Source organism: Sediminibacterium soli, from assembly GCF_009939225.1.
In the GTDB taxonomy this organism is placed as follows: domain Bacteria; phylum Bacteroidota; class Bacteroidia; order Chitinophagales; family Chitinophagaceae; genus Sediminibacterium; species Sediminibacterium soli.
On the sequence record NZ_JAACJR010000008.1, the window covers coordinates 12,254 to 38,888 of the forward strand.

At 51.7% G+C, this 26,635-nt stretch carries 22 protein-coding genes; 11 read left to right on the forward strand and 11 right to left on the reverse strand.

All coding sequences use genetic code 11. The features are described from left to right. The first annotated feature begins 8 nt into the window (after window positions 1-8). Both GWC94_RS07335 and nhaA read left to right on the forward strand, forming a co-directional pair. A complete protein-coding gene (locus GWC94_RS07335; RefSeq protein WP_161834403.1) occupies window positions 9-1,598 on the forward strand; it encodes an OstA-like protein in 1,590 nt (529 codons plus the stop codon). A gap of 478 nt (window positions 1,599-2,076) precedes the next feature. Continuing rightward, the gene (gene nhaA, locus GWC94_RS07340) at window positions 2,077-3,285 is read left to right on the forward strand and encodes a Na+/H+ antiporter NhaA (protein ID WP_317163443.1); all 1,209 of its coding nucleotides are present in this window, start codon (window positions 2,077-2,079) and stop codon (window positions 3,283-3,285) included. A 42-nt stretch (window positions 3,286-3,327) separates the two neighbouring features. Here the strand turns inward: nhaA and GWC94_RS07345 are convergent, their stop codons facing one another. Further along, entirely contained in the window at window positions 3,328-6,243 is a 2,916-nt protein-coding gene (locus tag GWC94_RS07345; RefSeq protein ID WP_161834404.1) for a S9 family peptidase, read from the reverse strand. Between the two features lie 100 nt (window positions 6,244-6,343). After that, the gene (locus GWC94_RS07350) at window positions 6,344-7,219 is read right to left on the reverse strand and encodes a DMT family transporter (RefSeq protein WP_161834405.1); all 876 of its coding nucleotides are present in this window, start codon (window positions 7,217-7,219) and stop codon (window positions 6,344-6,346) included. 118 nt (window positions 7,220-7,337) lie between these two features. Between GWC94_RS07350 and GWC94_RS07355 the strand changes: the two genes are divergently transcribed. After that, the gene (locus GWC94_RS07355; protein ID WP_161835768.1) at window positions 7,338-7,637 is read left to right on the forward strand and encodes a YXWGXW repeat-containing protein; all 300 of its coding nucleotides are present in this window, start codon (window positions 7,338-7,340) and stop codon (window positions 7,635-7,637) included. 86 nt (window positions 7,638-7,723) lie between these two features. Here GWC94_RS07355 and GWC94_RS07360 read toward each other — a convergent pair whose 3' ends face one another. The 5 genes from GWC94_RS07360 to GWC94_RS07380 all read right to left on the reverse strand — a co-directional run bounded on the left by GWC94_RS07360 (window position 7,724) and on the right by GWC94_RS07380 (window position 16,297). Next, on the reverse strand, window positions 7,724-9,076 hold the full coding sequence (locus tag GWC94_RS07360) for a glucoamylase family protein (protein ID WP_161834406.1): 1,353 nt from the start codon (window positions 9,074-9,076) through the stop codon (window positions 7,724-7,726). A 98-nt stretch (window positions 9,077-9,174) separates the two neighbouring features. Continuing rightward, entirely contained in the window at window positions 9,175-10,059 is an 885-nt protein-coding gene (locus GWC94_RS07365) for a LamG-like jellyroll fold domain-containing protein (RefSeq protein WP_161834407.1), read from the reverse strand. A gap of 22 nt (window positions 10,060-10,081) precedes the next feature. Next, window positions 10,082-11,602: a RagB/SusD family nutrient uptake outer membrane protein gene (locus GWC94_RS07370; RefSeq protein ID WP_161834408.1), complete on the reverse strand. Its 1,521-nt coding sequence runs from the start codon at window positions 11,600-11,602 to the stop codon at window positions 10,082-10,084. Window positions 11,603-11,626: 24 nt separating this feature from the next. Further along, complete coding sequence (locus GWC94_RS07375; protein ID WP_161834409.1) at window positions 11,627-14,929, reverse strand: TonB-dependent receptor; 3,303 nt, start codon at window positions 14,927-14,929, stop codon at window positions 11,627-11,629. Window positions 14,930-15,115: 186 nt separating this feature from the next. Then, window positions 15,116-16,297 carry a FecR family protein gene (locus GWC94_RS07380; protein ID WP_161834410.1) on the reverse strand — a complete coding sequence of 394 codons (1,182 nt, stop codon included), beginning with the start codon at window positions 16,295-16,297 and terminating at the stop codon, window positions 15,116-15,118. Window positions 16,298-16,548: 251 nt separating this feature from the next. Between GWC94_RS07380 and GWC94_RS07385 the strand changes: the two genes are divergently transcribed. Both GWC94_RS07385 and GWC94_RS07390 read left to right on the forward strand, forming a co-directional pair. Beyond that, window positions 16,549-16,803 carry a type II toxin-antitoxin system Phd/YefM family antitoxin gene (locus tag GWC94_RS07385; protein WP_161834411.1) on the forward strand — a complete coding sequence of 85 codons (255 nt, stop codon included), beginning with the start codon at window positions 16,549-16,551 and terminating at the stop codon, window positions 16,801-16,803. A gap of 5 nt (window positions 16,804-16,808) precedes the next feature. Continuing rightward, window positions 16,809-17,069, forward strand: a complete 261-nt coding sequence (locus GWC94_RS07390; RefSeq protein WP_161834412.1) for a Txe/YoeB family addiction module toxin — start codon at window positions 16,809-16,811, stop codon at window positions 17,067-17,069. A 46-nt stretch (window positions 17,070-17,115) separates the two neighbouring features. Here the strand turns inward: GWC94_RS07390 and GWC94_RS07395 are convergent, their stop codons facing one another. Next, window positions 17,116-17,679, reverse strand: coding sequence for an RNA polymerase sigma-70 factor (locus GWC94_RS07395; protein ID WP_161834413.1), 564 nt, complete (start codon window positions 17,677-17,679; stop codon window positions 17,116-17,118). 164 nt (window positions 17,680-17,843) lie between these two features. Here GWC94_RS07395 and GWC94_RS07400 point away from each other — a divergent pair, with 164 nt between their 5' ends. Both GWC94_RS07400 and GWC94_RS07405 read left to right on the forward strand, forming a co-directional pair. After that, on the forward strand, window positions 17,844-18,620 hold the full coding sequence (locus GWC94_RS07400) for an ABC transporter ATP-binding protein (protein WP_161834414.1): 777 nt from the start codon (window positions 17,844-17,846) through the stop codon (window positions 18,618-18,620). Between the two features lie 3 nt (window positions 18,621-18,623). Further along, entirely contained in the window at window positions 18,624-20,333 is a 1,710-nt protein-coding gene (locus GWC94_RS07405; protein ID WP_161834415.1) for a hypothetical protein, read from the forward strand. Window positions 20,334-20,407: 74 nt separating this feature from the next. On the opposite strand, the gene GWC94_RS07410 is transcribed toward GWC94_RS07405, so the two are convergent. The 3 genes from GWC94_RS07410 to GWC94_RS07420 all read right to left on the reverse strand — a co-directional run bounded on the left by GWC94_RS07410 (window position 20,408) and on the right by GWC94_RS07420 (window position 23,429). After that, entirely contained in the window at window positions 20,408-21,181 is a 774-nt protein-coding gene (locus GWC94_RS07410; RefSeq protein ID WP_161834416.1) for a polyprenol monophosphomannose synthase, read from the reverse strand. Window positions 21,182-21,289: 108 nt separating this feature from the next. Next, entirely contained in the window at window positions 21,290-22,060 is a 771-nt protein-coding gene (locus GWC94_RS07415; protein WP_161834417.1) for a 3'-5' exonuclease, read from the reverse strand. Between the two features lie 7 nt (window positions 22,061-22,067). Continuing rightward, window positions 22,068-23,429: a UDP-N-acetylmuramate--L-alanine ligase gene (locus GWC94_RS07420; RefSeq protein WP_161834418.1), complete on the reverse strand. Its 1,362-nt coding sequence runs from the start codon at window positions 23,427-23,429 to the stop codon at window positions 22,068-22,070. 291 nt (window positions 23,430-23,720) lie between these two features. On the opposite strand from GWC94_RS07420, the gene ytxJ reads away from it, so the two are divergent. From ytxJ to GWC94_RS07440, 4 genes are all read left to right on the forward strand, one after another. Further along, window positions 23,721-24,050: a bacillithiol system redox-active protein YtxJ gene (gene ytxJ, locus GWC94_RS07425; RefSeq protein WP_161834419.1), complete on the forward strand. Its 330-nt coding sequence runs from the start codon at window positions 23,721-23,723 to the stop codon at window positions 24,048-24,050. 63 nt (window positions 24,051-24,113) lie between these two features. Beyond that, a complete protein-coding gene (locus tag GWC94_RS07430) occupies window positions 24,114-24,758 on the forward strand; it encodes an NAD(P)-dependent oxidoreductase (RefSeq protein ID WP_161834420.1) in 645 nt (214 codons plus the stop codon). A gap of 68 nt (window positions 24,759-24,826) precedes the next feature. After that, window positions 24,827-25,618 (forward strand): sulfite exporter TauE/SafE family protein, encoded by a 792-nt coding sequence (locus GWC94_RS07435; protein WP_235918487.1) that lies wholly within the window; start codon window positions 24,827-24,829, stop codon window positions 25,616-25,618. 55 nt (window positions 25,619-25,673) lie between these two features. Further along, entirely contained in the window at window positions 25,674-26,615 is a 942-nt protein-coding gene (locus tag GWC94_RS07440) for a c-type cytochrome (RefSeq protein ID WP_202628665.1), read from the forward strand. Window positions 26,616-26,635 lie beyond the last annotated feature (20 nt).

A 26,635-nucleotide genomic window follows, 5' to 3' on the forward strand; every position in this document is an offset into this window, starting at 1 on the left:
TAGCAGTCATGTACCTGCTGGCTGCAGGCTCCCTGCAGGCGCAGAAGCCGGCCGCGGATACCGGCGCCGGTAAAGTACTGGAGATACTTAAGGGCGACCGCATGCATATGATGGATGTGGATTCGGCGCACAGGTTTGTGTCGCTGGTGGGCAAAGCCCTTGTTCGGCAGGAAAAAACATTGTTCTATGCAGACAGCGCCGTTATCAACCAGTTTGACAACACGCTGGAAGCCTTCGGCAATATCCATATCAACGATGCCGACAGTGTGCACACCTACGCACAGTACCTGAAATACCGGGGTAAGGAAAAAAAAGCGCTCCTGAAAAACAAGGTGCGGCTGACCGATGGCAAAGGGGTACTGACCACCGACGAACTGGAGTATGATGTATCGCTGAAGATCGGCACCTACCTGAAGGGCGGAAAACTGGTCAATAAAAAAACGGTGCTCACCAGCGGGGAGGGCTACTATTACGGCGATACCCGCGATGTGTACTTCAAGAAAAAAGTGGTGATGACAGACCCGGAGTACCTGGTGTATACGGATACCCTGCAGTATAACATCAATACGGAGGTCGCCACGTTTGTATCGCCGACGCGTATTGTCAGCGACAGCGGCAGACGCACCATCCATACCAAAGACGGCAATTTTGACCTGAAGAACAAACGCGGCTTCCTGTACAAGCGCTCCTGGATAGACGACAGCACCTATACTTTTACCGCCGACGATATGGCCGTTGACGACAGCACCAAACTGGCGGAGTTCAGGGGCAATGCCGTGTACCGCGGCAAGGATACCGCGCAGGGTTTTGACCTGATCGCGAACAATATCAAAACCGACCGTAAAAAGGATATGCTGCTGGCTACCGAAAAGCCCATTCTGCTCATCAAACAGGGGCGTGATTCGGTATGGGTGGCTGCCGATACACTGTACACGGCGAGGTTAAAAGACCTGATGAAAACGCGTGCTGTTCCCAATATCCGCGATTCAGGAATCACCAACATCGACACAACGCATATAACCGACAGTACCAATAAATTTTTCGAGGCCTACTATCGCGTCCGGATCTTTTCCGATTCCTTACAGGCCGTGGGCGACAGTCTTTTTTATTCCCTGCAGGACTCTGTTTTCCGGCTCTTCAAATCGCCGGTGATCTGGGCAAAGGAAAACCAGGTGTCGGGCGATACCATCTACCTGTATACCGCCAATAAAAAACCGGAGCGCATGCGTGTATTCGAAAATTCGATGGCCATTAGCCGGGTCGACAGCACCGCGTATTTTAACCAGCTGCGCGCCAATACCATCAATGCCTGGTTTATGGACGGAAAGATCAACCGTATGCGGGCAAAAGGCAATGCGGAAAACGTATTTTATAACCAGGACGATTACAAACGTTTTACCGGTGTAAGTAAAAGCTCGGCCGATATGATGGAAACCCATTTCAAAGACAGCAAACCGGAACTGATCAAATTCGTCAATAATTTTGATGGCGATACCTACCCTATGCGCCAGACAGATCACGAAAGCCTCAAACTCCGCAATTTCCGCTGGCTGGAATCGATCCGGCCAAAAAGCAAATACGATATACTTGCCAATTGATCGCCTATACAATTGTTTGTGAAATAGTTATCCCGGTTTCCTCAATATCCGGATCAGGGGTTTGCGCAAAAAAAAGGCCACCTGTTACGGTAGCCCTCTTTCCAAAACTATAACTGTTTATCCCTTGCTGTGTTGGTTCCGCCGGCCAGTAGCATTAAGAAAAAAGAGCTGTTCTTTTTTTCTTAATGCCAGCCGACAGCTGGTTGCTGATATTGGATTTTAAAACGGGGAGAAGTGTTATCCTCTCCTGACAACACAAAATTCGGCCGCAGCAGTTTACCCGCAGCAAGGTAAAAACGTGATTTTTTTGTGGTTGTTCAACTATGCGTTTCGTGAAAAAGAACGCGGTTTACGGCTTGTCCGCGTGGAAAAATACCGGTGTTTATCCCAGTTCTGTTCGCCGGATATGCGTAAAAAAACACCGATAACCCAGGCTTTTGTTGATGCATACCAGGATGCGATATACTAAATTGCCGCCGTGAAAACAACCACCCGCATTTCCGTGTTTGATCCTTTGAAGCGATTTTTTCAGGATGCCCGTGCCATTGGTGCGGTGCTCGTGCTTTGTGCGGTGGTATCCCTGCTGCTGTCGAACGCCGGGCCCTGGCAGGAGGCTTACCGGGGTTTCTGGTCCGCGGGCTTTGACGGGACAACCGATCCGCATGGTCATTGGGGAAGCTGGGTATTCCCGAATACGCCCTCGCTGGTGATCAACGACGGACTGATGGCCATTTTCTTTTTCCTGGTGGGCATGGAGATCAAACGCGAATTGCTCCGGGGTGAGTTGGCATCCGCGAAGCAGTCGCTGCTGCCGGCCATGGGTGCCGCGGGAGGTATGCTGGCCCCTGCCCTGCTGTTTGCCTTCTGCAACAGAAACGGGCAATACCTGAACGGATGGGCCATTCCCACCGCCACAGATATTGCCTTCACATTGGGTATGGCGGGTTTACTCGGGAAGAAGATACCCGTTAACCTGAAAATATTCGTCACAGCGCTTGCCATCATCGACGACCTGCTGGCCATTGCTGTCATTGCCCTGTTTTACGGGAACGAACTGCATACGGTATACCTGCTGGCGGCCGCCCTGGTGCTGTTACTGTTATGGCTGCTGAACCGGTACGGAAAAAAATTCGGGATCTTTCACTGGCTGCTGGGAATTGTTTTATGGTATTGCATATACCGTTCGGGCATACATGCTACCATTGCCGGTGTGCTGTTTGCGTGCATGGTACCTGCCCACGCATTGAGCAGGTATGAACACGATTTCCATCTGCCCGTGTATTTCCTGGTCATACCCGTTTTTGCACTGGCCAATACGGCGATGTATATTCCGCCGGGCATATCCGAACGGCTCGCTGCTCCGCTAAGCGCCGGCATACTTGCCGGGTTATGCATCGGCAAACCGCTGGGCATACTCGGTGCCTGTTACCTGCTGGTACGAACCAGGATGGCCGCCCTTCCGCGGGGTGTTAACTGGCAGGCGATGGTGGGCGGCGCCATACTGTGCGGCATCGGTTTTACGATGAGTATTTTTATCGCTTCGCTTGCATTTAACGATCCGGGGGTGCAGGATATTTCCAAGACAGCGGTCATGACCGCATCGCTTATCTCGGCTGTGGCAGGCAGCGTATGGCTGCGCTTTGCCAACACAGGCGATGCTATTACCCCGCAAAACAAAAAAGGCTGACCATACGGCCAGCCCTTCCGATTTTTTTTTGCGAAGGGAGGATCAATATCCCAGTCCCCAATCCCTTCCCTTCATCACCGCCGGCACGCCTTCCGAAATCCATTTTGCGGGCTTCCCGCCTTTGAGCAGGTAATCAAAGAACTGCTGTTCGCGGATCTGTATGTCTTTCCTGTTCCTGCGTTCCACCAGGTTATGCGCCTCGTTGTTGTAATTGAGCATCCATACTTTTTTACCAAGCCTGCGCATACCGGTGTACATTTCGATACCCTGGTACCAGGGCACGGCATCGTCTGCATCGTTAGCCATAATCACCAGCGGTGTGTTCACTTTAGGCAGGGCAAACAATGCGGAGTTCTCTACATACAGGTTCGGCTTTTCCCACAGGGTGGCACCGATACGGCTCTGTGTTTTTTCGTACTGGAACTGCCTGTTCAAACCGGTGCCCCAGCGTATACCGCCGTAGGCACTGGTCATATTGGCCACAGGTGCACCCGCCCATGCGGCCGCATACAGGTTGGTGCGTGTAATCAGGTACACGATCTGGTAACCACCCCAGCTTTGTCCCTGCAGACCGATCCGGGTGCTGTCTATATACCCCTGTTTTACCAAAGCGCGTGTGCCGCTTACAATATGGTCATAGGCACTTTGTCCGGGATGACCTTTTGTATACCAGATATCCGGCACAAATACCACATAGCCCCTGCTCACAAAAAACGGAATATTGAGACGGGAAGGCGTAGGCGACGGCGCGATATAACTGTTCAGTGTATTGTTGCTGCGCTCATAGAAATAAACCAGCATGGGGTATTTCTTCCTGGGATCAAACCCTTCCGGTTTGTATAACACCCCTTCGGTTTCTTTTCCAGTATAGGCTTTCCATCTGAACAATTCGGCGCTGCCCCAGTTATACGCTGGTTGCTGCGGGTTGATATGCGACAGCTGCGTGGCTGTACCGTTAACCGGCTGTACATACAGGTCGGCCGGCTTTGCAAAGCTTTCTTTTGTATAGGCGATCACATCCGCATCTTTCGCCTTCTGCACCTGGCCGCCTATTTTCAGGGGTTCTTTGAAAAGCAGTTTCACCTGGTTTTTACCCAGGTCCATCAGGGCAATCCCCTCGCTTTTGTCTTTTTCATCGTAAACAAGCAGCCATACAGACTGTCCCGTTTTCAGGTAGCGCTCGTTGGGATCAGTGTTCACATACCGGTATTGTACCCGGTCTTTGCGGCCATTGGTCAGCGGTACGGATTTTTCCACGCCGCGGGGATCCACGCGCCAGATATCGTAACGGTCGTAGATGAGCACATAGGTATCGTCCTCCATCCATTTTACCGCACCATAGGCATTGGGATCATCCGGCACATCGTTTTGTTCGTCGTATAAGGAGGTTCTGGTATCTTTTGCAACAGCATGGGTTTTCTTACCCGCGGCATCGTAAACAAAATATCCCTGTTTCCTTTCATCATAATACAGAAGGTATTTTCCGGAAAACGATGGTTGAAGCAGGTTGCCTTTGAAATCTTTTCTGATCATTTCCGAAACGCCGGTTTCCGGACTGATCGCATAAATATCCCCCACACTGAATCCCTGCCATTGTGTGGCCACCCGTTTACCCTCATCCGATACGGCATAGAAGACATCGCCGTCGCCTTCCTTTGTCTGCAGCATCCCGCGAAACTTGTCGTTCGCCAGTTGTACGAGCTGTTTGCCGGCCAGGTCTACCCTTGCCGTATAATTGCGGCGCAGATCGCTCTCGAGCGTGCGCAACTGCTGCGGCTGAATATAATCGTCGTTATAATGCCATACATCCAGGTTTACCCTTTCAAAATCGGGCAGCGTGGTGTCTTTGGGCGGAATAATGGCCGCAGTGCCGGCAAACAACCTGTTACCGCTTTTGCTGAAGCTGATCACGGCGTTCTCGCTGATGCTCGAGTTAGGCGGAAGTCCTTTTGTCTGCCTGTCGGCGATCAGTGCCGCACTGTCGCCACCCTGCCTGTAATAATACAGCTTATAAAATTTTTCCAGGGCTTTGCTGCTGCTGTCGCGCTCGGCAACAAAAGCCAGCTGTTTTCCCTCTTCATCCAGTCGGTATCCTTTTGCATCATGGAAATCACTGAAGATGGTTTTGTGCTGCATACGGGCGAGATCCAGTACCGAAACAGTTGCCTTGCTGCCGGCATCGCCTGTTTTCCGCGTGGTCTCGGTCAGCAGCACCGTTCCCTTTTTATTAAAAAAATATTCGCTTACCAGCGGCAGATGCGTTTCCTGTCCATTCTGCAGGTTGCGCAATACCAGTTCGGTGCCTTCTTCAAAAGGCTCATCGTTTTTGGGAGCGGGGGGCCTGTCGTTTTTCTGCGTCCGTAAGACCGCCATACCCTTTGCACGGGCATCGCTGATGCGGTTGCGGATACTGTCGGCCGCACGCAGCAGACTGTCGGCCATGAGCTGCATGGCGGTAATACGCGATGCGGAATCCATTTCCGTGTGTGTACGCAAAGTCTCGGGCTTATCCATCAGGTAGGCAAGCCAGCCGGCACCTTCCTCGGGCATTTTGAAGCTTTTGATACGGGCGATCTTACTGAGTTTATCGCTGCCCAACTGCAGTATGCCCAAGCTGTCTTTCGGCATTTCATCAGCCTTTCTTTTTTTGATGCGTGCATCACGCGTATCCCTGAAAAAAGGTTTGATGCGGAATACAAGACAGCGGCTGTCCTCCGATATCACTGCGCCATAACCACGGGGGAACTGCATTTTATAGCTGCCATCCACCGATTGAACGGTCAGCATACCATCGCCCTCCTGCGGGTTTACCGAGTAAACGATGTATTTACCATCGTTACTGATGGCGCGCTCACCCACACTCTGCCAGCCATCGTACACCGAATGATCAAGCGGTTTTTTCTGCGCAAAGGCAGACAGTGAAAACAGGCAACCGGCAAAAAGCAACAGCTTCTTCATATGCGGTAAGTTTGGTATACTGCCGAAGGTAGCAATTCAATCCATCAAATGCCGCCGGCAACGAAGCGATGGCCGATTGGGGATTGCCGGTCGCCGATTATCACACGCCGCTTCCTTTTCTCACCACGCGCAGCATCTGCCAAACCACGGAGAGGGCGATCAGTGACATACCTACGTAAAAACTCTGTTTCAGGTCCCTGTTTTCCTGAAAGAAAATAAATGCCATGGCGATACCGTATACCGGCTCCAGGTTAAGCGTAAGGTTTTGGGTAAAGGCGGATATTTTTTTCAGCGCCTGCAGCATCAGGTCCATCGCCAGTATGGTGCAGAGCCAGGCCAGGATCAGCAGGTACACCCAGTCGCTAAGCGAAGGCAGTACACTTTCAACCGGGTACCAGGCCAGGTATACGGGCATCAGCAGGGAAAGCATCGCCAGACCACCGCTGAGTTCGTACACCATCATGGTTTGTGGCCTGGCCACTTCCACATATCGTTTGTTCAGCACAGAAAACAGCGCGCCCAGAACGGCCGATGCCAGTCCGAGCAGTATGCCGGTGCGGTACCGGTCGTCGAAATGAAAGATCAGGTAAATACCCAGCAGGCTTAAGGTACCCAGCCCCAGTTCCTGCCAGCTGAATTTTTTGTCGGTCATCATGGGCTCAAGCAGCGCGGTGAAGAGACCCACCGAGGCAAAACAGACCAACCCGATAGATACATTGGCCGCTTTGATGCTCCCGTAAAAACATACCCAGTGCAGGGCTATCAGCGCACCGGTGCCCAGCAGCCTCCACACATTGGCAGGCGATATCCTTTCCAGTTTACCCTTCCACACCATCCAGGCAAACAACGACACTACGGTGATGCCGATGCGGTACCAGGTAAGCAGCCCCTCGTTCAGCAGGATGGCTTTGCCCAGAATACCTGTAAACCCGGCCAAGAAAACGGAGATATGCAATTTCAGCAGCGCCTGTTTCATGCAGCAAAGAAAGGGAATTCGGCGCCCAATCGGCCCGTGGGGAAACGCGGTGGAATAAGTTTTGTAACGGTGGTATACCGGCCTGCTGAACAGGATCCGGTCAATTAAAACACATCGTATGAAACAAATTGTAAAAACAGGTTTATTAACCACCGTATTCGCCTGTGCCCTATCGTTGCTGCAGGCACAGATATATGTAACCGTACGCCCCACCCGACCCACCGTTGTGGTAACCAGACCCGCAGCGCCTGCCGCAGGTTATATCTGGGTAGACGATGAATGGGTACCCCAGGGTAAAACCTATGTGTACAAAGCCGGGGCCTGGGTAGCCCCACCGCGCAGCGGGGCCGTATACAATAAAGGCTACTGGAAACGCAACAAAAAAGGCTGGCACTGGGTACCGGGCCGCTGGAAATAAGTTTTTAGCAGGTTTTTTTATAAGATCATCAAGAAAATAGCCGGTTACCCAGGTAACCGGCTATTGGTGTGCAAAGACATTGGGTATTATTTTACATAAGGACTTTCGAACTCGAGCTTTTTCAGTCCCTGCTGCACTTCTTCGCAACTCATGAATAATTTCCACAACAGACCGGTGCGGTAATTTTCCATCATCACAACGATCGGTCCCTGGTCAATGGCAAGATAGCGCTGCGGGAACCAGTTGGCAGTTTCGCTGAACGCGTCATAGGGTCCGTATATGCCCATCACTTTATCGTACATATCCTTATACCAGTGTTTCATAGCAGCCATGCTCTGCTGCGGGCTGTAGGGCATGGAGGATAATGCCGCGGTAGGTGATATCACCCCAAGATCGCGGCGCTGGCCTGGCGCATGGGCCGAATAACCTTTTACGGAATAGCTGGCGGTCAGTCCCCAGCTATCCGGACCATATCCTTTGAATTTACCGGGATTGGTAACACACCAGTTATAATCGATCATGGTATGACTCACGTTGTTCTGCCAGTAATCGGCATACCGATCCTTCAAACCCCGCGGATCAAGACCCAGATAAGAATAATGCGACCAGAACAGCGGTCCTCCGTATTCCTTGGACCCGTTGTGACCGAGTGTGAGTGTATAACCGTACTGCGTGGTGGTGTCTTTGATCCTGCCGCCTTTTGCCCATCCCTCGTGGTACACCGCCGCGGGCACGCTGTGTGTGGGCGATGCCGCCGCAAGTACATACATGATCAGACATTCGTTATAGCCGGTAACGGCAAAATTCTTTTCCCAGGCATAGTTGGGGCTCCAGTGCCAGTACAATACGTTCTTACCGTTGCGATACCAGTCAAAGTCCACTTCGCGCCAGAGGGTATCGATCTGCCTGGCCAGTTTTTTCTCGGCTTCATTACCGTCCTTGAAATACTGTCGCACCGCCAGCAGTCCCTGCAGCATAAACGAGGTCTCCACCAGGTCGCCGCCATCGTCTTTCTGCCCGAAGGGTTTCACTTTACCCGTTTCACCGTTAAGCCAGTGCGGCCATGCACCATGAAAGCGATCCGCTGTTTTCAGAAATCCTACGATCTGCTGCAGTCTTTCCGCACCCTGGTCACGCGTGATGAATTTCCGCTCGATACCCGCAAGTATCGCCATCACACCAAAACCTCCCCCGCCTATGGTAACAATGTGTTTGTCGTTGCTGGGGTATACACCGTCTACATGGAATCTTTCGCGTGCCATTCCCGAATGGGGTTCTGCGCCATCCCAGAAATAATTGAAACTGGCTCTTTGCACGCGGGTGAATATGGTATCGTCCTCAGCCGATAATACCGGCTGCAGCGATACGGATGCCGTTTTTTTCTGGCTGCCGCAGGCAAGCACAAACAAAAGCGCACCGAGATACACTATTTTTTTCATAGAATCTTTCTGTTGGTGTAAGTATGGTTATGAAATGATAAAGACGCGGAACAAATGTTGTGTAACAGCGTCCCGCGTCTTTACAAAAAACAGGCTGTTTATTTTTTGGCTACGCCAAGGTTATACAGTGCCTTGATATGCGCATCGGGCAAAGTGATATTGAATACCCGCACTTCGTCTATCCTGCCTGTCATCGGCGCAAAGTTCACATCGGCGCTTACCGGCATACCTGCAGCATTGTAGTTGGCACCAAAGAACAGTTCGCTTGGCTCATAGGCTTTGTAGTTGTTGTTGCCGGTGCCTCTGTTGGGGAAATTACCCACTTTAATGCCATTCATCCAGTTATTGAACACACCGGTGGCAAAATCGTAGGTAAGTACGATATGCACCCAGTTGTTCAGGTTGGTTCTGTTCAGCACATTGTTCAGGTTATCCTGCGTGCCGCCCCCGATTGTTGAGAAGGTGGGCTGAATGGTCAGCGTACTGTCGTTGGTAGCTGGATAGCTTTGGGTGTTCAAGGCAAAATTGATGTTGCCGTTGAACACACCCGGTCTGGCCAGCTGGAATACCATGGTTCTTTTGGAGCCGTTGTTCTTCAGCTTTACCCAGGCACTGAGGCTCCAGTTCTTCATCGAATCCGTTTTGAATTTCTGGAACTGGGTGGTGTAATACACGTACCCTGCCGCCAGCTCCAGCGCCTTGCCCCTGACACCGTCGGCCACATAGGTGTCGTTCACGGATTTATTGGGCGCGGTATTGGATTTGGTTTCGTTCTTGGTATCTTCAAAACCCCAGTAAGCGATAAGGTTGTTCGGGTATACTTCGTCAGAACTGGTATAGCCGTCTATCTTGCCCGCATACGCACCACCCGATACATCCGGCAGTTTATTTGGGTTGCCGTCTTTTTTGCAGGCCGTAAGCGAAACGGCCGCAGCCATCACGAGCCAGCAAAAGCGGTTGTTAATATATGATTGCAATTTCATGTAGATTGTTTTAGGATGTCAATTAATAACCCGGGTTCTGCGTAAGAACGCCCTTGCTTAAGTCGATCTGTGTTTGCGGTATCGGCATCAGGTTATCCCTGCCATTGTTGAAATTGGATTTACCCGCAGCCTGCAGGGTCTGCGCTGCAATACCCCAGCGTACCAGGTCAAAAAAGCGATCGTGCTCCATGGCCAGTTCCACCCTTCTCTCTTTCCTGATCGCATCGCGCAGCAGGCCCTGGTCGGTGGTGGTTATTTTGGGCAGCAGGGTATTGTTACCCGCCCTTGCGCGTGCACGCACCATCTCGAGTTTGTCGAGCGCCTCGCCGGTATTGCCTGCTTCGTTCTGTGCTTCTGCATACATCAGCAGTACATCCGAATAGCGGAGGATACGCACATTCATCCACCAGCCAAAACGGTTGCCGATTGAATTACGGAAAGAAGGATTGGTATGCACTTTATGGTTGTAACGCGGGTTGGGTAAACCGGTGGGCACCGCCTCGCCATAAACCGTAGTACCGCCTGCATACAGGATGGTGCGGTCTTTTCTCGGGTCGCCGGTCTCATAAGCGCCTTCCAGCTGTGTAGAGGGTGTGTTCCAGCCCCAGCCCAGGTCCCATACGCCGGTTCCGCGAACGCCCTGCACATTGGTGTACTGTATGCCATAGGGCGTGGTCATATTGGTGGCGTCGGCCGTTGCCTGTATTTCAAACACGGATTCTTTGGAGTTCTCCCCGTCTTCGCCGAATATTTTGGCATAAGGTGTGGAGAGATCGTACTGACCCGATCCGATCACCGCATTTGCCGCGGTTACCGCTGCGGCCCATTTCTGCTGGGTGAGGTATACTTTTGTCAGCAACCCGTTGGCGGCTCCCCTGGTTGCGCGGCCGATGAACTTGGCATCCCATGAAACCGGTAAGGTATTGGCTGCAAACTGAAGATCCTGCTCAATGAACGTATACAGCTGCGCCGGTGCGCTCTGCGCGATATTGCTCTGTGATGCCGCATCGTATATTTTGTCCACCAGCGGCACACGTCCGAACAAACGCACCAGGTTGAAATAGGCATAGCCGCGGATAAACCTGGCCTCTCCTTCGGTCTGGTCTTTTACCTGCTGGGGTGCATCGATCGTTTTGTTGTTTTTGATCTGGTCGATGGTGATATTGCATTTGCTGATCAGGTTAAAATAACCCGTCCATAACGCATTGGCCATACCATTGCTCGGCAGCACGGGAAAATTATCCATACCCTGTGCATCTGCGCCTCCGTCGGCCGGTGTACTGCCTTTGTCGGCATCATCGCTGCGGATACTTATCGCCGATACGAACGGGGTTACATGCACGTTATAATCGCGCAGCGAAGCATAGGCTGCAAACACGTACTGGTCGTACGGACCCGAACCTCCGGGAAACGGGTAGGTATCGGATGTATACCTGCCCTGCGGATCCCTGTCGAGGAAATTCTTTTTACATCCCGCAAAGCTCATGGCAATCACTGCCAGGCCCATGGCTGCAAAACCACGCGGATTTTTTAATATGTTCATGATGATATTCATTTATCGATTGAATTAAAATGTTACGTTCAGTCCGAAGGTATAGATAGAGGGTACCGGGTAGGTTCCGTTATCCGCGCCACTTGCAATCGGCGATCCCAATGCCACTTCGGGCGTATACCCTGTGGCCTTGGTGAACGTAGCCAGGTTCTGTCCGCTCAGGTACAACCGCAGTTGTTTTATACCGATGCTGCTGAAGCGCTTTTCCCCGAAGGAATAACCCAGCTGCACGGTACGGATACGGAAATAATCGCCCGGTTCGAGGTAATAGCTGCTGAACAGGAAATTGTTCGCACGGGTATTATCCAGAATGGGTTCCACATTGGTGCTGCCGGGAGTGGTCCAGGCGTTCAGACGGTTGCTTTCATAATTCAATACGGCGAATGTGGCGGTGCGGCGCTGCGTATAGATCTTGTTTCCGGCCACACCCTGTCCTTCCAGTATCAGGTCCCAGTTCCTGTATCCCAGTGATACATTGAACCCGAAATTGAATTTGGGGAACGGTGATCCGAGATAGGTTCTGTCTGCGGGTGTGATCACGCCATCGCCGTTTATATCGGCATAAGCGATATCGCCGGGCAGGGAATTGGTGAAACGCGCCAGTTTATCCATATCGGCGGTAGACTGGTAAACACCTGTTTGCCTGTAGCCGTAGAAATAGCCGATGGACTGTCCTGTTTCGGTTTTATTCACCCCGCCGTTGCCCAGCAGCTGGAAGTTGATGTTGTTACCGATAGAGGCCACCTTGTTTTTGTTATAGCTGCCGTTTGCAGAAATGCTGTAGGTAAAATATTTGCCGATATCGTCTTTCCATCCAAGGCTCAGCTCAATACCGCGGTTGCTGATATTACCCAGGTTGGTGTAATAGGAATAATCACCCGCAGAGCCGGGCAGCGTAATAAATGTCAGGATGTCTTTTGTGGTTCTGTCGTAAAAATTGATGTCGCCGGTCAGCTTGTTTTTAACAGCGCGGAATTCAAGACCAATATCCAGGCCGTTCACCACTTCCCAATGCAGGTTCGGATCGGGCACATAGGCAGGCGATACCGAGCTGTATACATTGGTTCCGAATACACCCACGCTGGAGGTGTTCAGCACAGGCAGGTAAAGATTGGTACCTGTACCCATGGCACTGCCCACCTGGCCCCAGGCCGCACGCAGTTTCAGGAAATCAACCACTTTGCTGATGCTGTTGGCTGCAAATTTTTCGTCGCTGACAACCCAGCCTGCGCCCACGCTGTAGAAATTACCCCAGCGCTGTGAGGGCGCAAACTTGGAGCTCCCGTCCCTGCGGTAGGTAAGGTTGAGCAGGTACCTGTTCTTAAACGTATAGTTCACCCTTGCGAGGTACGACATATACGCTTCTTCGCCGCCGCTGCCCGCATAAGTGCCGGGGTTGGCCTGGTTGGCGATATTGAGGTACCAGTAATTGGGATTGTTCGGTATGTTCAGCAGGGTATCACGACGGTTTCCGTTTACGAATGTGCTGCCGCTGTACAGGGTGGTAAAACCGAGTAAGGCGGTAACATGGTGGTCTCCGAATGTGTTGTCATAGGTAAGGGTATGGTCCTGCTGGAATTTACGGAACTCCGCCTGCGTCTGGCTTACACCGGTCTTGGCAGAGTTGTCGAAGGTAACCGTGGTGGGTGTTGCGCCCTCGCCCAGGTTTACAAAACTGTACGGAAGCGGGGTATAGGAACGGCTGCCGTTGAAACCAAGGTCTGTATAGAAAGTAGACTTAACCGTGAAATGATCCAGGAACTTCACTTCCGCAAAAGCGCTTCCGATAAAACGGTAGCCTTTGTTGACAGCCGTATTCCTGAAACGGTTAATGGTTGCAACAGGGTTGCCCACCTGCGCGCGCTGAAAAGAAGGCATAGAATAGTAAGTGGTGGCATCACGCTGTATCGGTACGATCGGCGCAGCCCACAGCGCATTATTCAGCACATCCTGGGGCGACTGCTGTACCCAGTAAAAACCGGTTACATCACCGCCGATGCGGATATTCTTGTTCAAACGCAGTTCCTGGTTCAGGCGAACGATGTATTTCCGGTAGTTATCGTTTTTGATCACACCGTCCTGGTTGTTGTAACCGATATTGAACAGGGTGGTCGTTTTGTCGTTGCTGTTGGAAATACTCAGGTTATTGTTGGTCATGAACGCATCGCGCAGCACCTGGTCCTGCCAGTTGGTATTGGCGGTATAATTGGTATAATCAAATGCAGCGGCGCCAAGGTTGGCCAGCTGTGCGGAATACAGTTTCCTGAATCCCGCTGCATCGGTTACCGGCACTTTGCGGCTTACATGCTGCAATCCCACCGAAGTCTGGAATGCCACACGGGTGCGGCCCTTGGGCGCGCGTTTGGTGGTTACCACGATAACACCGTTACCGCCCTGCAAACCGAAGATGGCGATAGAGGAAGGATCCCGCAGTATCTCCATGCTTTCGATATCGGCCGGGTTCAGGTAATCGATATTGGTCTGGAACACACCGTCCACTACGTACAGCGGATCGGAGTTATTGGTGCTGTTCACACCACGGATACGAACGGTTGGGGAAGAACCGGCACGGCCCGAATTCACGATCGTCAGACCCGCTACCCGTCCCTGCAGGGAAGATACCGGGTTGGTGGCTGGCATTTTTGCCACATCATCGCCTTTTACCGTGGTAATGGTACCGGTAAGGTCCCTTCTTCGCTGGGTACCGTAACCGATCACCACCACCTGCTCCAGCTGGGTGTTCTCGCGTACGAGCGACAGGGTCGGAATAACGGTCCTGCCATTCACCGGCACTTCCTGCGGGGTATAGCCCACATAGGAAAATACCAGCGTTGCCTTGTCGTCAACACCGCGCAGCTGCCAGTCGCCCGCAGCATTGGTATTGGTGCCGCGACCGGCGCCTTTCACCGCAACCGCTACGTTTTCCAGCGGAGCCCCGTTCTCATCGGTAACCTTACCGCTGATATCGATGGGCGGCGGAGGCATGGGTGCTGTTACAGGCAGGTTTACCGGTAAGGGCGCCAGCGCTTTTTCCGTTATCACGATGGTTTTATCGGTGATCTTATACCCCACAGGCTGGTCTTCAAACAAACGTTTCAGCACATTTTCCACGGGTGTGTTCGACACCTCGAGGCTGATGTTCCTGGCCTGTTTTGCCAGCCTGGTCTCAAAAAAGAAATCATAGCCGGTCTGTTTTTTAACTTTCCGCAGCACACTTTCCAGCGAAGCATTCTTCACAGACAGGGTTACGGGTTGCGATAAGCCGGCCGCACTCAACTGGATACAGGAGACGGTCAGCAAAACAATGATCATTCTCATGATGAGCATGTTTTTGGAGTGAAAGATGGCCCCTCGTAGCGGGACTTTCAGAAAACGCATCAATTGCATAGATTTGGTTTAATTGGGTTAACGATCGTATGGTCTTAGCGGATTATCAGGTCAGCTTCCCAAATTCCGCCGGAGGTGTTCCCGCACCTCCGGTTTCCTTTGGGTTAACTGCTATGCTCAAGGTGTTACGATTATCTTTTTGTCTTCTATTTTAAAATGGATCTTATTCAATTCGAGTATCTTCAGCACACTTGAAAGATTCTTATCGCGCGATACGTCTGCGGTGAAAAACCGCTCGGGTACGCCCTGCTGGTAGCTCACATCCACATCATACCAGCGCATCAGCTGTCGCATCAGCGTTTTCAGGTCGGTATCGCGGAAATCGAATTGCCCGTTCTTCCAGGCCATCACCTGATCTACATCCACCGCGTCGCGGACATGTATGCCGCTGGTTTTGCCCATTACCGCCTGTTGTCCCGGCACCAGTTGACCGATATCGTTGCCGTTATGCACGGTCACCGCTCCTTCGAGCAGGGTTACCCGGCTCTCGTTCTCCTCGTCGTAGGCGTTCACGTTGAAATGCGTGCCCAGCACCTCCACTTTTTTATCCCGGTATCTTACAAAAAAGGGCAGTTTTTTATTGGGCGTTACCTCAAAATAGGTTTCACCGGTTACGGTCACCGTACGTTCCTGACCCGTAAAAGCGGTAGGATAGGTAATGGAAGATGCCGCATTCAACCAAACTTTTGTGCCATCCGGCAGGCTTAGCTGGAACTGTCGTGCGCGGGGTGTGCTGAGTGTATTAAATTCCACGGCGGTCTGCCCGTTGGCGGCATGGTAGGCGATACCGTTGTTTTCTTTGGTGATGGATGCCTGTCCCTGGCTGGCGATATTGCCGTTATGCAGCGAATCAAGCAGTATTTTCTTTCCGTTGGCCAGGGTAAGAACGGCGCCGGTGGTGCCGGGTGCCACATCCTGCGATGCCGGTTTCCAGACAACGGCTGGTGCGGAACCTGCGGCCGGCTGGGAGAAATAATAGATACCCACAAACAGCGCCACCAATGCGGCCGCCACGGAGCCCATCCAAACCAGGCGTTTTCTCCGCTGCAGCGACACCAGTTTTGACTGCCCGATCACATGGTCGAAAATAAGATCGGCCTGAGCCTCGGTGAGATGGTTACCCGCCATGCTGGCGCCCGGCTCAAGCAGGGCGATCTCCTGGTCGATCAGCTCTTTCAATGCATCTTCGGAATATTTGCTGGCCGCCTGTTGCAGAAATAACTGGCGCTCCTCGGAACCGAGGGTACCGGCTAGGTATTGCCGGAACAGAAAGGGTAATCCGTTGTCAGGTTTTCTCATTGGCAGAGCAATTTTTTAAAGACTGCCGGGGAATCTTGCCGACCCCCCGACCGCCCTTGGCATATGCTAAGACAACCGAAAGAAAAAAAAGGGGGTAGCGGGGATGGAAAATTGTGCAAAAAAGGGGATGGCCGGGTGACGGAATGGGGCTACCTGGTTAAATGGCTATAAGACTGGGGTTATATTTTTTGCAGGTGACTACACCCCCTTTTAATAAAAAAGTACTTATTTTTGTACTTAAATAAGCACTTATGAAAGTGGTCAATTATAGCGAGTTCCGGCAAAACCTCGCCGATAACCTGAATAGCGTGAATGATGATCATGAGATCGTGGTGGTATCGAGAACAAAAGGCAGGAATATCGTGGTCATGGATCTTGACGAATTCAACGCAATACAGGAAACCCTGCACCTGTTAGGCGCTGCTGCCAACCGCCATCGCCTGGAAACCGCCCTTCAGGAAATGGAAAGCGGAGGCGGCAGGAAGCGTAAACTGATCAACGAGTAACCCGTATGGAACCGGTCTTTCAAACACCAGCCTGGGAAGATTATCTCTATTGGCAGCAGCAGGATAAAAAGACATTGATAAGGATCAATTCATTGATCCGCGACACACTTCGCTCACCCTTCAAGGGAATCGGTGAGCCCGAAGCTTTGCGAGGTGATCTTTCCGGATGCTGGAGTAGGAGGATCAACGAAGAACACAGGCTTGTATATGCGGTAATGGAAAACAGGCTTCATATCCTTCAGTGCCGGTATCATTATTTCAGATAGGAAATCCAGCCATCTAACCATTTAACAATGCAGCCATTCAACCCACTCACAAAAACAACCCCCGCCCCTGCTGAACCAGGTAACGGTGCAGTTTTTCGAGTGCGTTGGCGAGGTATTTTTTAACGGTTTCTTTCGACAGCCCCATTTCGGTGGCGATCTGCTCATGTTTCTTGCCTTCCAGGCGGCTCATCTCGAACACTTTTCGCTGTTGTACGGACAAAGTGGCACTGGCCTGCTGCAATACCCGCTGCAGTTCATGGAAGGCCACGGTATCGTCTGTTACCTCGGACACTTCCGGTCTGGCCAGCATCCCGAGCGCTTTTTCCTCGATGGCCCGGCGGCGGATGACATTATATATATGATTGCGGGTAACCGTGTTCAGGTAAGCCGTGAAATTATCGACGGTGCCCAGTCGCCGGTTATGCACCCATATCTTCAGGAATATCTCCTGTACGGCATCCTCTGCTGCCGTGTCGGAATGCAGCATCTGCCGGGCGATAAAAAATACCCTGTTGCGGTGGTGGTCGAATAATTCGCGGAAAGCAAGCACATCTCCCCTGCCGGTGCGGCGCAGTAAACCAATCTCGTCATATGGGGACCCGGCTTGCATGGAAACTGCAAATATAAATAAAAGCGGACAGGGTGCCGAAAGCCTGCCAGGTCCGCCGTAAATGCCGGTTTCCCTGCCGGCAGGATTTGTCCGGGCTTATATCGCTAACCGACAGACATTGTACTATTTTCGTTTCCTTCGACACTAATTTCCAAACACCGCTTATGAACCCGATCATCAGCCTGAAGAACCTGTACAAAAGCTATGGCGATAAACAGGTGCTGAAGGGCATCAATCTCTCTATTTATCCCGGCCAGGTAATCGGCTATATCGGTCCCAACGGCGCCGGCAAGAGCACCACCGTAAAAATATTATGCGGACTGATCAGCGACTATGAAGGTGAAGTGCTGATCGAAAACATCGATATCAAGCAGGATCCCGTTGCGGCCAAGACCCGGATCGGCTATGTACCCGAACTGGCGGAACTGTACGATGTGCTGACACCCGTGGAGTTTCTCTCTTTTATGGCGCAGCTGTACCATATGCCGGAAGAACTGGCGCAGGACCGTATCCGCAAAATGCTCACGGCATTCGGGCTCGAAGCGGCCATGCACCAGCGGATGGATACCTTCAGCAAGGGCATGCGTCAGAAAGTGCTGATCACTTCGGGTCTGATGCATGATCCAGATATCATTATCCTTGATGAACCGTTAAGCGGACTGGATGCCAACAGCGTGATCATCGTCAAGGAACTGATCGGCAAACTGGCCAAAGAAGGCAAGACCATTTTTTACTGCAGTCATATGATGGATGTGGTGGAGAAAGTGAGCGACCGCATTGTATTGATCAACGAAGGAACCGTGGTTGCCGACGGCAGTTTTGAAGAACTGAAACAGCAGCAGGGCAACCAAAGCCTGGAAAGCATTTTTGCACACCTTACGGCAAAAGAGTCTTTGTCGGGTGCCGCTGATCAGTTGTTACATGCATTCGGTAAACAGTAAGCTATGAACATCGTCAATAAATTTTTTCTCTGGTTACTGCTGCTGCCGGCTGCATTTTACCGCAGGCTGGGTGTGGATACCCGGTTGCTGAAAGCCGTACTCCGCGTAAAACTGGTGATGGATGACCGGCGGGCGCCCGCCATTGGCCAGTACAAACAGAAAAAAGCAAAGCCGCCCCGTTTTGCCACCATCGGTACGATGATCTTTTCCGCGGTGCTGGGTGCGCTCTACCTGTTTGCATTCCAGATAGGCAGGGATTACAGCACCAGGCTGACGATCTATTTTTTCATTTATATTTTCATGCTGGCTTCGATCCTTATCTCCGATTTCACCCATGTGCTGATCGATGTAAGGGATAACCTGATCATACTGCCCAAACCGATCAACGACCGCACGTTTCTTCTTTCCCGCCTGCTGCATATCGTGATCCATGTATCGAAAATGATACTCCCGATGTCGCTGCCGGCAATGATTTATATCGGCATCGTGTTCGGGATAAAAGAGTGGCTGTCGTTTTCCGTGCTGATCGTTTGTGCCACGCTGTTCACCATCTTCCTGATCAATGCGCTGTATGTATTGATACTGAAATTAACAACGCCGGATAAGTTCAAAAGCCTGCTGGGGTATTTCCAGATATTCTTCGCCATATTCGTATACGGCGGCTACCAGTTGGTACCGAGGCTGCTTAACAAGGTGGTATTGAACGGCTACTCTATCCTGGATACACCTTTGCGCCAGGCAGCGCCGCCCTATTGGTTTGCCGCCGCCTGGCAATATATCAAAGATGGCAACTGGGTTTCCTCTCTCGGGTTGTACCTGGTGCTGAGCCTGCTGCTTCCTGTTGTTTGCATCGTAACAGTGATCAGGTATTTCGCTCCTTCTTTTAACCAGAAACTGTCGATGATCAGCGGAAGCGACCAGGAATCTGCGGTTGTGGTAAAAGCCAGAACCAGCAGAAACAACGCCGGCTACCTGCGCCGGGTCAGCAGTATCGTTACCAAAAAAGGCACCGAACGTATGGCCTTTCTTCTCACCTGGCGCATCACTTCGCGCAGCAGGGATTTTAAAATGAAAGTTTACCCTTCGCTGGGTTATATATTCGTTTACCTGGTGGTGATCATTGCCGGTTCAAAAAGAATCAGCTGGACATCTTTACAGAACGACCCTGCTGTTGCCAAAATGCTTTTCTTTTTTCTTATCTATTTCAGCAGTTATGCGTTGATCATGGCCATCTACCAGCTGGTGTATTCGGATAAATACAAAGCCGCCTGGATATACCATATCACACCCGTTCTTACACCGGGCGAGCTGATCAGCGGTGCGTATAAAGCATCCATGGTTAAGTTTCTGCTGCCGGTGGCGGTGCTGTTCAGCCTGCCCTGTATCTGGCTGCTGGGGCCGGCGAACATTCCCAATATTTTGTTGGGCGTCAGCAACCAGGTGGTCGGCACCAGCCTGATCGCTTACCTGAGCCTGCGCGAGCTGCCTTTTTCACAACCGCAGGCCGCCAATAGCAAAGGAGGAAATTTTCTCCGCGGACTTCTGTCACTGGCCATCCCTGCCTGCCTGGGCTTTGCCCATTATTTTCTGTTCGATTACACCATCGCCGTTGTGATCATGCTGCTGATGTCTATGTCTGCCGCCTGGATGTGCATAGACGGGATGCGGAATAAGACCTGGGAGAAGATTGTGCTGACAGCACACGAAGGTTAGGATTCGCGGATGATGGATTGGTGGATTGTTTTTGAGGTGGGCTGTCCGTTAGGGTATATGCCTGTGGCATTCAGCTATGCCGCCGGCATCCGGGAAGAAGCCACATCGGGGTTCTTGAGTTTTTTGCGGTAGTTCTTGAACAGGCTTTTCCACTGTATGCTGAGCACACCCAGTACTCCTTCCTTGATAATGCCTTTGCTCATTTTGCTGACACCGATCTTACGGTCAACAAAGGTAATGGGCACTTCCTTGATGCGGAAACCCAGTTTCCAGGCGGCGAATTTCATTTCTATCTGAAAAGCGTATCCCACAAAACCGATCATATCAAAATTGATCGTTTCCAGCACTTCTTTGGTATAACAAACAAATCCCGCCGTGGGGTCGTTCACTGGCATCCAGGTGATGAGTTTGGTGTATAAAGCGCCGCCTTTTGAATAGAGCTGCCTGTCGAGCGGCCAGTTCTCCGTTTTTCCACCGGGTACATAGCGGCTGCCCACCGCCACATCGGCGCCTTCGGCTTTACAGGCCAGGTACAGTCTTTCGAGGTCTTTGGGATTATGCGAAAAATCGGCGTCCATTTCAAAAATGAAGCGGTAGCCGCGGTCGAGGCTCCATTTGAATCCATGGATATAGGCGGTGCCCAGCCCCAGTTTGCCTTTTCTTTCCTCCAGAAACAACTGGCCGGGATAGGCAGGCATCATGGCGCGCACGATCGCCGCGGTGCCATCGGGTGAGCCGTCGTCTATCACGAGAATATGATAACCCTGCTGCAGCGAAAACACTGCATGAACAATGGTCTGGATATTCTCCTTCTCATTATAGGTTGGTATGATAACGATTTTTTCCAACGATGCCGAAGTATGGGTTCTAAATTACGATTTAATAAAAAGCCTATCCTCCCTTCCATCCAGATTTACCTATCTTTTAGGAAAAGAAACGGCAACCAACAATTTCTCTCAGGGCTTTTTTACCAGCGTGCGGTTCAGTATCTCTGTCAGTTTCTGTTTGGTGTTCATCGCGAAATCACCTTTCATCATCCAGTCGTAATACTGCGGTTCTTCCTTGAGCACCTGTACGACCGGTTTTCCTTTGTGCTTTCCGAAGTTAAAGATTTCCACGCCTTTTTCCTTCACAAACCTGCGTGCGAAATCCACAATATCTTCCTCGCCTGTGAATTTGACGATACTTTCCACGGTATCACCGATTGCGGGATACCGTTCCACCTGCGCTTCGAGCACTTCCCAGGTTGCGCTGGCATCGGCTTCTGCGCTGTGCGCACCATCGAGGTTTTTCTGGCAATAGAATTTATACGCGGCGCTGAGCGTGCGCTGTTCCATCAGGTGGAATATCCGCTGCACATCCACGAATTTGCGGCCTTCGGTCTGGAAGTCCATCCCGATGCGCAAAAATTCTTCTATCAGCATGGGAATATCGAACCGGTTGCTGTTATACCCGCCAAGATCGCAGCCTTCCATAAACTGTTTTACCTCGTTGGCCACCTGTTTAAAGCTCGGTGCATCTTTTACCATGTCGTCTGTGATTCCGTGTATATCGCTCGACGTGACAGGTATGGGCATTAAAGGGTTGATCAGTTTTCGCTTCGCTATCCGCGTGCCATCGGGCATAATCTTGATGATGGCAATTTCCACGATCCTGTCCACGCTGATATTGATACCTGTTGTTTCCAGATCAATAAAAGCAATGGGCCTGTTCAGTTGCAGTTTCATTCGGCTACTATGTATTGGTGATCTTTCGCGCAAAAGTAAGCATATCCAGTCCATCATAATTGCCGCTGCTCATTAAAGCAAGGTTGGCATCGGTAAAATCCTGTTTTTCCAGCCAGTTTGCGAGTTCCGCTGCATCGGTGATCACCGCAAGACCGTTTTTGTCAAATCCTTCCCTTACCTTTTCGGCAGGCAGATCGGGCAGCCGCTTCAGTTCCAGCGCATGCCTGGAATAGAACACGGCGGCGGCATCGGCCTTATCGAGGGCGCCCCTGTATTCCTGCATAAACTGCCCGTTGAGGCTGCTGTAGGTATGCAGTTCAAGCACACAGACAAGTCTGCGCGCGGGGTATTGCTGTTTCAACGCCTCTGTTGTGGCTTTTACCTTGCTTGGTGCATGCGCAAAATCGCGGTATACATTGGTATGCGCATTGGATGCCAGCAGTTCGAGCCGCTTGGCGGCGCCGGTGAAACTGCCGATGGCCGTAACAAATTCATCCGCTTTCACACCCGTTTCCCTGCAGGCATAATAAGCGGCAAAAAGATTCATGAGGTTGTGGTTGCCGAATACCTTCAATAACCCCGTAACGCCTTCTATCGTAACACGGGTTTGCCCCTGTTCGATACGGTGCTGCGGAACGGCATAGGGCTGGTATCGGATATCGCTGCGCCTGTTTTCTTCGACCAGTTTTTTCAGCACGGTGTCGGATTCGTTGTAGATCAGCAGCCCGTCTTTTTCGATGCGATTGATAAACACCACGAACTGCTCGAGGTAAAAATCAAAGGTGGGGAATACATTGATATGGTCCCAGGCAATGCCGGTGAGGATGGCCACATGCGGGTACAAAAAATGGAATTTGGGCTTTTTCTCGATCGCGCTGGCCGGGTATTCGTCGCCCTCGCAAACGATCAGCGGCGCTTCGGTAATATCCACCGATTGTTCAAACCCCTGCACCCGGGCGCCCACCAGGTAGTCAAAATCCCTGCCCAGTGTTTTGAGCACATGCATGATCATACTGGTGGTGGTGGTTTTGCCATGGCTTCCGCCCACCACGATGCGTTTCTTGTTACGGCTCTCGTGGTAGATGTATTCCGGAAACGAGTAGATAGTTAACCCCAGTTCCCTGGCTTTCAGCAGTTCGGGGTTATCCGATTTGGCATGCATACCCAGGATCACCGCATCTATATCTTTGGTTATCAGACCAGTATCCCAACCGATGGTATCAGGCAACAGTCCTTCGGCCGCAAGATTGCCGCGTGCCGGCTCAAATATCTCGTCGTCGGTGCCCGTAACCCGGTAGCCTTTTTTATGCAGGGCAATGGCCAGTTGGTGCATCACACTGCCGCCTATCGATATAAAATGAACGCGCATAAGCTCTTATTTAGGGCCGAAACCCACAAATTAACAAAATCAGTCACCCCCCGGGGCTGCATTTGGCACCGAAAGATTATCTTTGTTTGGGCGCAAAATACAGCCTTATCACTGATCCCAAACGTCCCGACATGAAAAAGACCGCTCTCTTGCTTGTTTCGATCCTGGTTGCCGCAGTTGTTATCAGCTCCTGCGCATCTTCCCGGAAAGGATGCCCTACCACCAACCCCAAATATTTCAAATACTGACCGACGGCCTGCTTTTTGCATGCAGGTATTAGAAAGGACTTCGATGAATTGGACAGAACTTAAGACGGACGACCAGTTGGTGCAACTGGTCAAAGACTCTACCACAAGACCACAGGTAATTTTCAAGCACAGTACAAGATGCAGCATCAGTTCTACGGTATTGAGCCGGCTGGAGCGATCGGCTGCGCCCTCGGGCATGGATTTCTATTTCCTGGACCTGATCCGTTACCGGACCCTGTCCAACCGGATCGCCGAGCGGTTTTCCGTTCACCACGAGTCGCCACAGGTACTGCTGATCAAAAACGGCGAATGCATGTACGACGAAAGCCATATGGCCATCAGTATGGACGAACTGGAGCAGGAGTTTTCCTGAGTCGTAGTTGGAGGGCGATGATCCATTCCCGATTATCAATACCAGTTTATAATTACCCATCCCATGTTGCTCACCATCTTTGCAGCCAATGCCCCCACCGGACGCTTTCTTGTTTCCCAGGCGCTGGCAAACGGCATACAGGTGACTGCATTTGACAGGCAGATCGATTTTTTTATCGACCTCGATAACCGCAGCAAAACGCTGACCGCGGTAAAGGGATATGTGTTTGACGAATCGGATGTAAAAAAAGCCCTCCGGCAGGCCGATGCGGTGGTATCGCTGATCGGCGGCGGAACGGATGGCACCGACCGGTCAAGAAGTCTGGGCACGCGTAACATTGTGCAGCAGATGGAGAAAGCGGGTATCAAAAGACTGATCGCACTGGCCGGCACACCTGTGCTCGACAGCGCGGCAGACGATATCCCCTATCTCATGGACGAACCCGATTTTCCGCAGGAGAACCTGCCGCTGGCACAGGAGTATCTTTCCGTACTGCAGTTGCTGGAACATTCCCCGCTCGCCTGGACACTTATCTGCCCCCCCGCCATACTTGATGAAAACGGGCAGCAGCAATACCTTACCAGCGCCGCCCAGCTGCCCAGTCCCGATAAGGCGGCGATAACAGCAGGCGATCTCGCAGATTGCATACTGCAGGAGATCATGCACCCGCGTTATATACGCCAGCGGGTGGGTATCAGTCGCATATAAATCATCAAAAAGAGGGAGCGGGCAGCGATTATTCTGCATCTTTGCGCCCTAATTGCTCATTCATGGAGATGGCGGGCTATCTCGCAGCTTTGCTGATAGGTATTTTTCTGGGACTGATCGGCGGCGGCGGATCCATCCTCACCATACCGGTGCTGGTTTATTTTTTTGGCCTGCCGCCTTATCTCGCCACGGGGTATTCCCTGTTTATAGTTGGCTGCAGCAGCCTGGCGGGCGCCTGGAAGCATTACCGGTTTGGTAATATTCATACCAGGGCGGCGCTGTCTTTCGGCATCACATCCATCATTACGGTAGTGCTGGTACGCAAATGGCTGCTGCCGGTGATTCCCGAAGAATTGTTTTGTGCCGGCGGGTTTACCGTCACCAAATCGCTGGCAACAATGGTATTGTTTGCCATGGTGATGATCGTTGCTTCGCTGCAGATGATCCGCAAGGAAACCGTTCCGGAACCAAGCGCCGCCGCTGAACAGGAGATCAATTTGCCCGCAGCGTTGCTCAGGGGTGTGGAAGTAGGCATACTGACAGGTTTGCTGGGCGCCGGCGGAGGCTTCCTGATCCTGCCCGTGCTGGTATTTTCCTTTCACCTGCCGATGAAAAAAGCCATCGGCACTTCGCTGCTGATCATCGCCATGAATACGCTGTCGGGGTTTATCGGCGATCTGTTTCACCAGTCGTTCAACTGGTGGCTGCTGCTGCCCGTTACCGCCACTGCCATCGCGGGTACCTTTCTCGGACGTAAAATGGGGGAAAGGATCTCAGGCGATCAGCTTAAAAAAGGATTTGGCTGGTTCGTACTGGTGACCGGCATTTATATTCTCATACACGAACTGTTCCTCGCCTGACCATTGTTACTGCAGACACAGGCACTCCACAAAGAATTGTATCTTCCGTTCCATCATGAAACTGATTTCGCTGAAAGAATGGTATGGCCTGTTGGTCATGCTGACCCTTACCGGTTGCAGCAACCCCACTGAAAGCCATATGGCATCGGATGCCGACTGCTGGCGCGGGGCGGGTTTGAACCAGATACCGGTTGACAGCGCCGGTATGCTGATCCGCTATGGCCGGGAACTGGTCAGCAACACATCGGTGTACCTGGGTCCGAATGGCCGCGTTGCAACTGTCTCCAGCGGGATGAACTGCCAGAACTGCCATCTTGAAGCGGGTACCAAACCCTGGGGCAATAATTACGGCGCCGTGGCCGCTGTGTATCCCAAATACCGGGATCGATCGGGCAGTATCGAGAGTATTGAAAAAAGAGTGAACGATTGTATCGAAAGAAGCCTTAACGGAATCGCGATCGATAACAACAGCAGGGAAATGAAAGCCTTTGTTGCCTATATCAAATGGCTGGGCAACGAAGTGCCAAAAGGCACCACGCCCAAAGGCACGGGCATTATGGCATTGCCTTTACTGGACCGTGCCGCCGATCCGGTAAAGGGGAAAACGGTATACGTGAATACCTGTCAGCGTTGCCATGGCGTTAACGGCGAGGGACAGCCGAACGCAGCCGGCAATGGTTATGCGTATCCGCCGCTCTGGGGACCGCATAGTTATAACGACGGCGCGGGGTTATACCGTTTGTCGAGACTGGCCGGCTATGTAAAGAACAATATGCCCGATCCCACCAGTTACCACGCGCCTGCACTCACCGATGAACAGGCATGGGATGTTGCGGCGTTTATCAACTCGCAGCCAAGACCTGCAAAGGATATCAGCAAGGACTGGCCCGATATCACCAAAAAACCGTTCGATCATCCTTTCGGGCCTTTCGCAGACAGCTTCCCTGCGCATCAGCACAAATACGGACCGTTCGGTGATCTGAAGAAAAAGAAATAAGGTTAAGGATTCGTGTAACA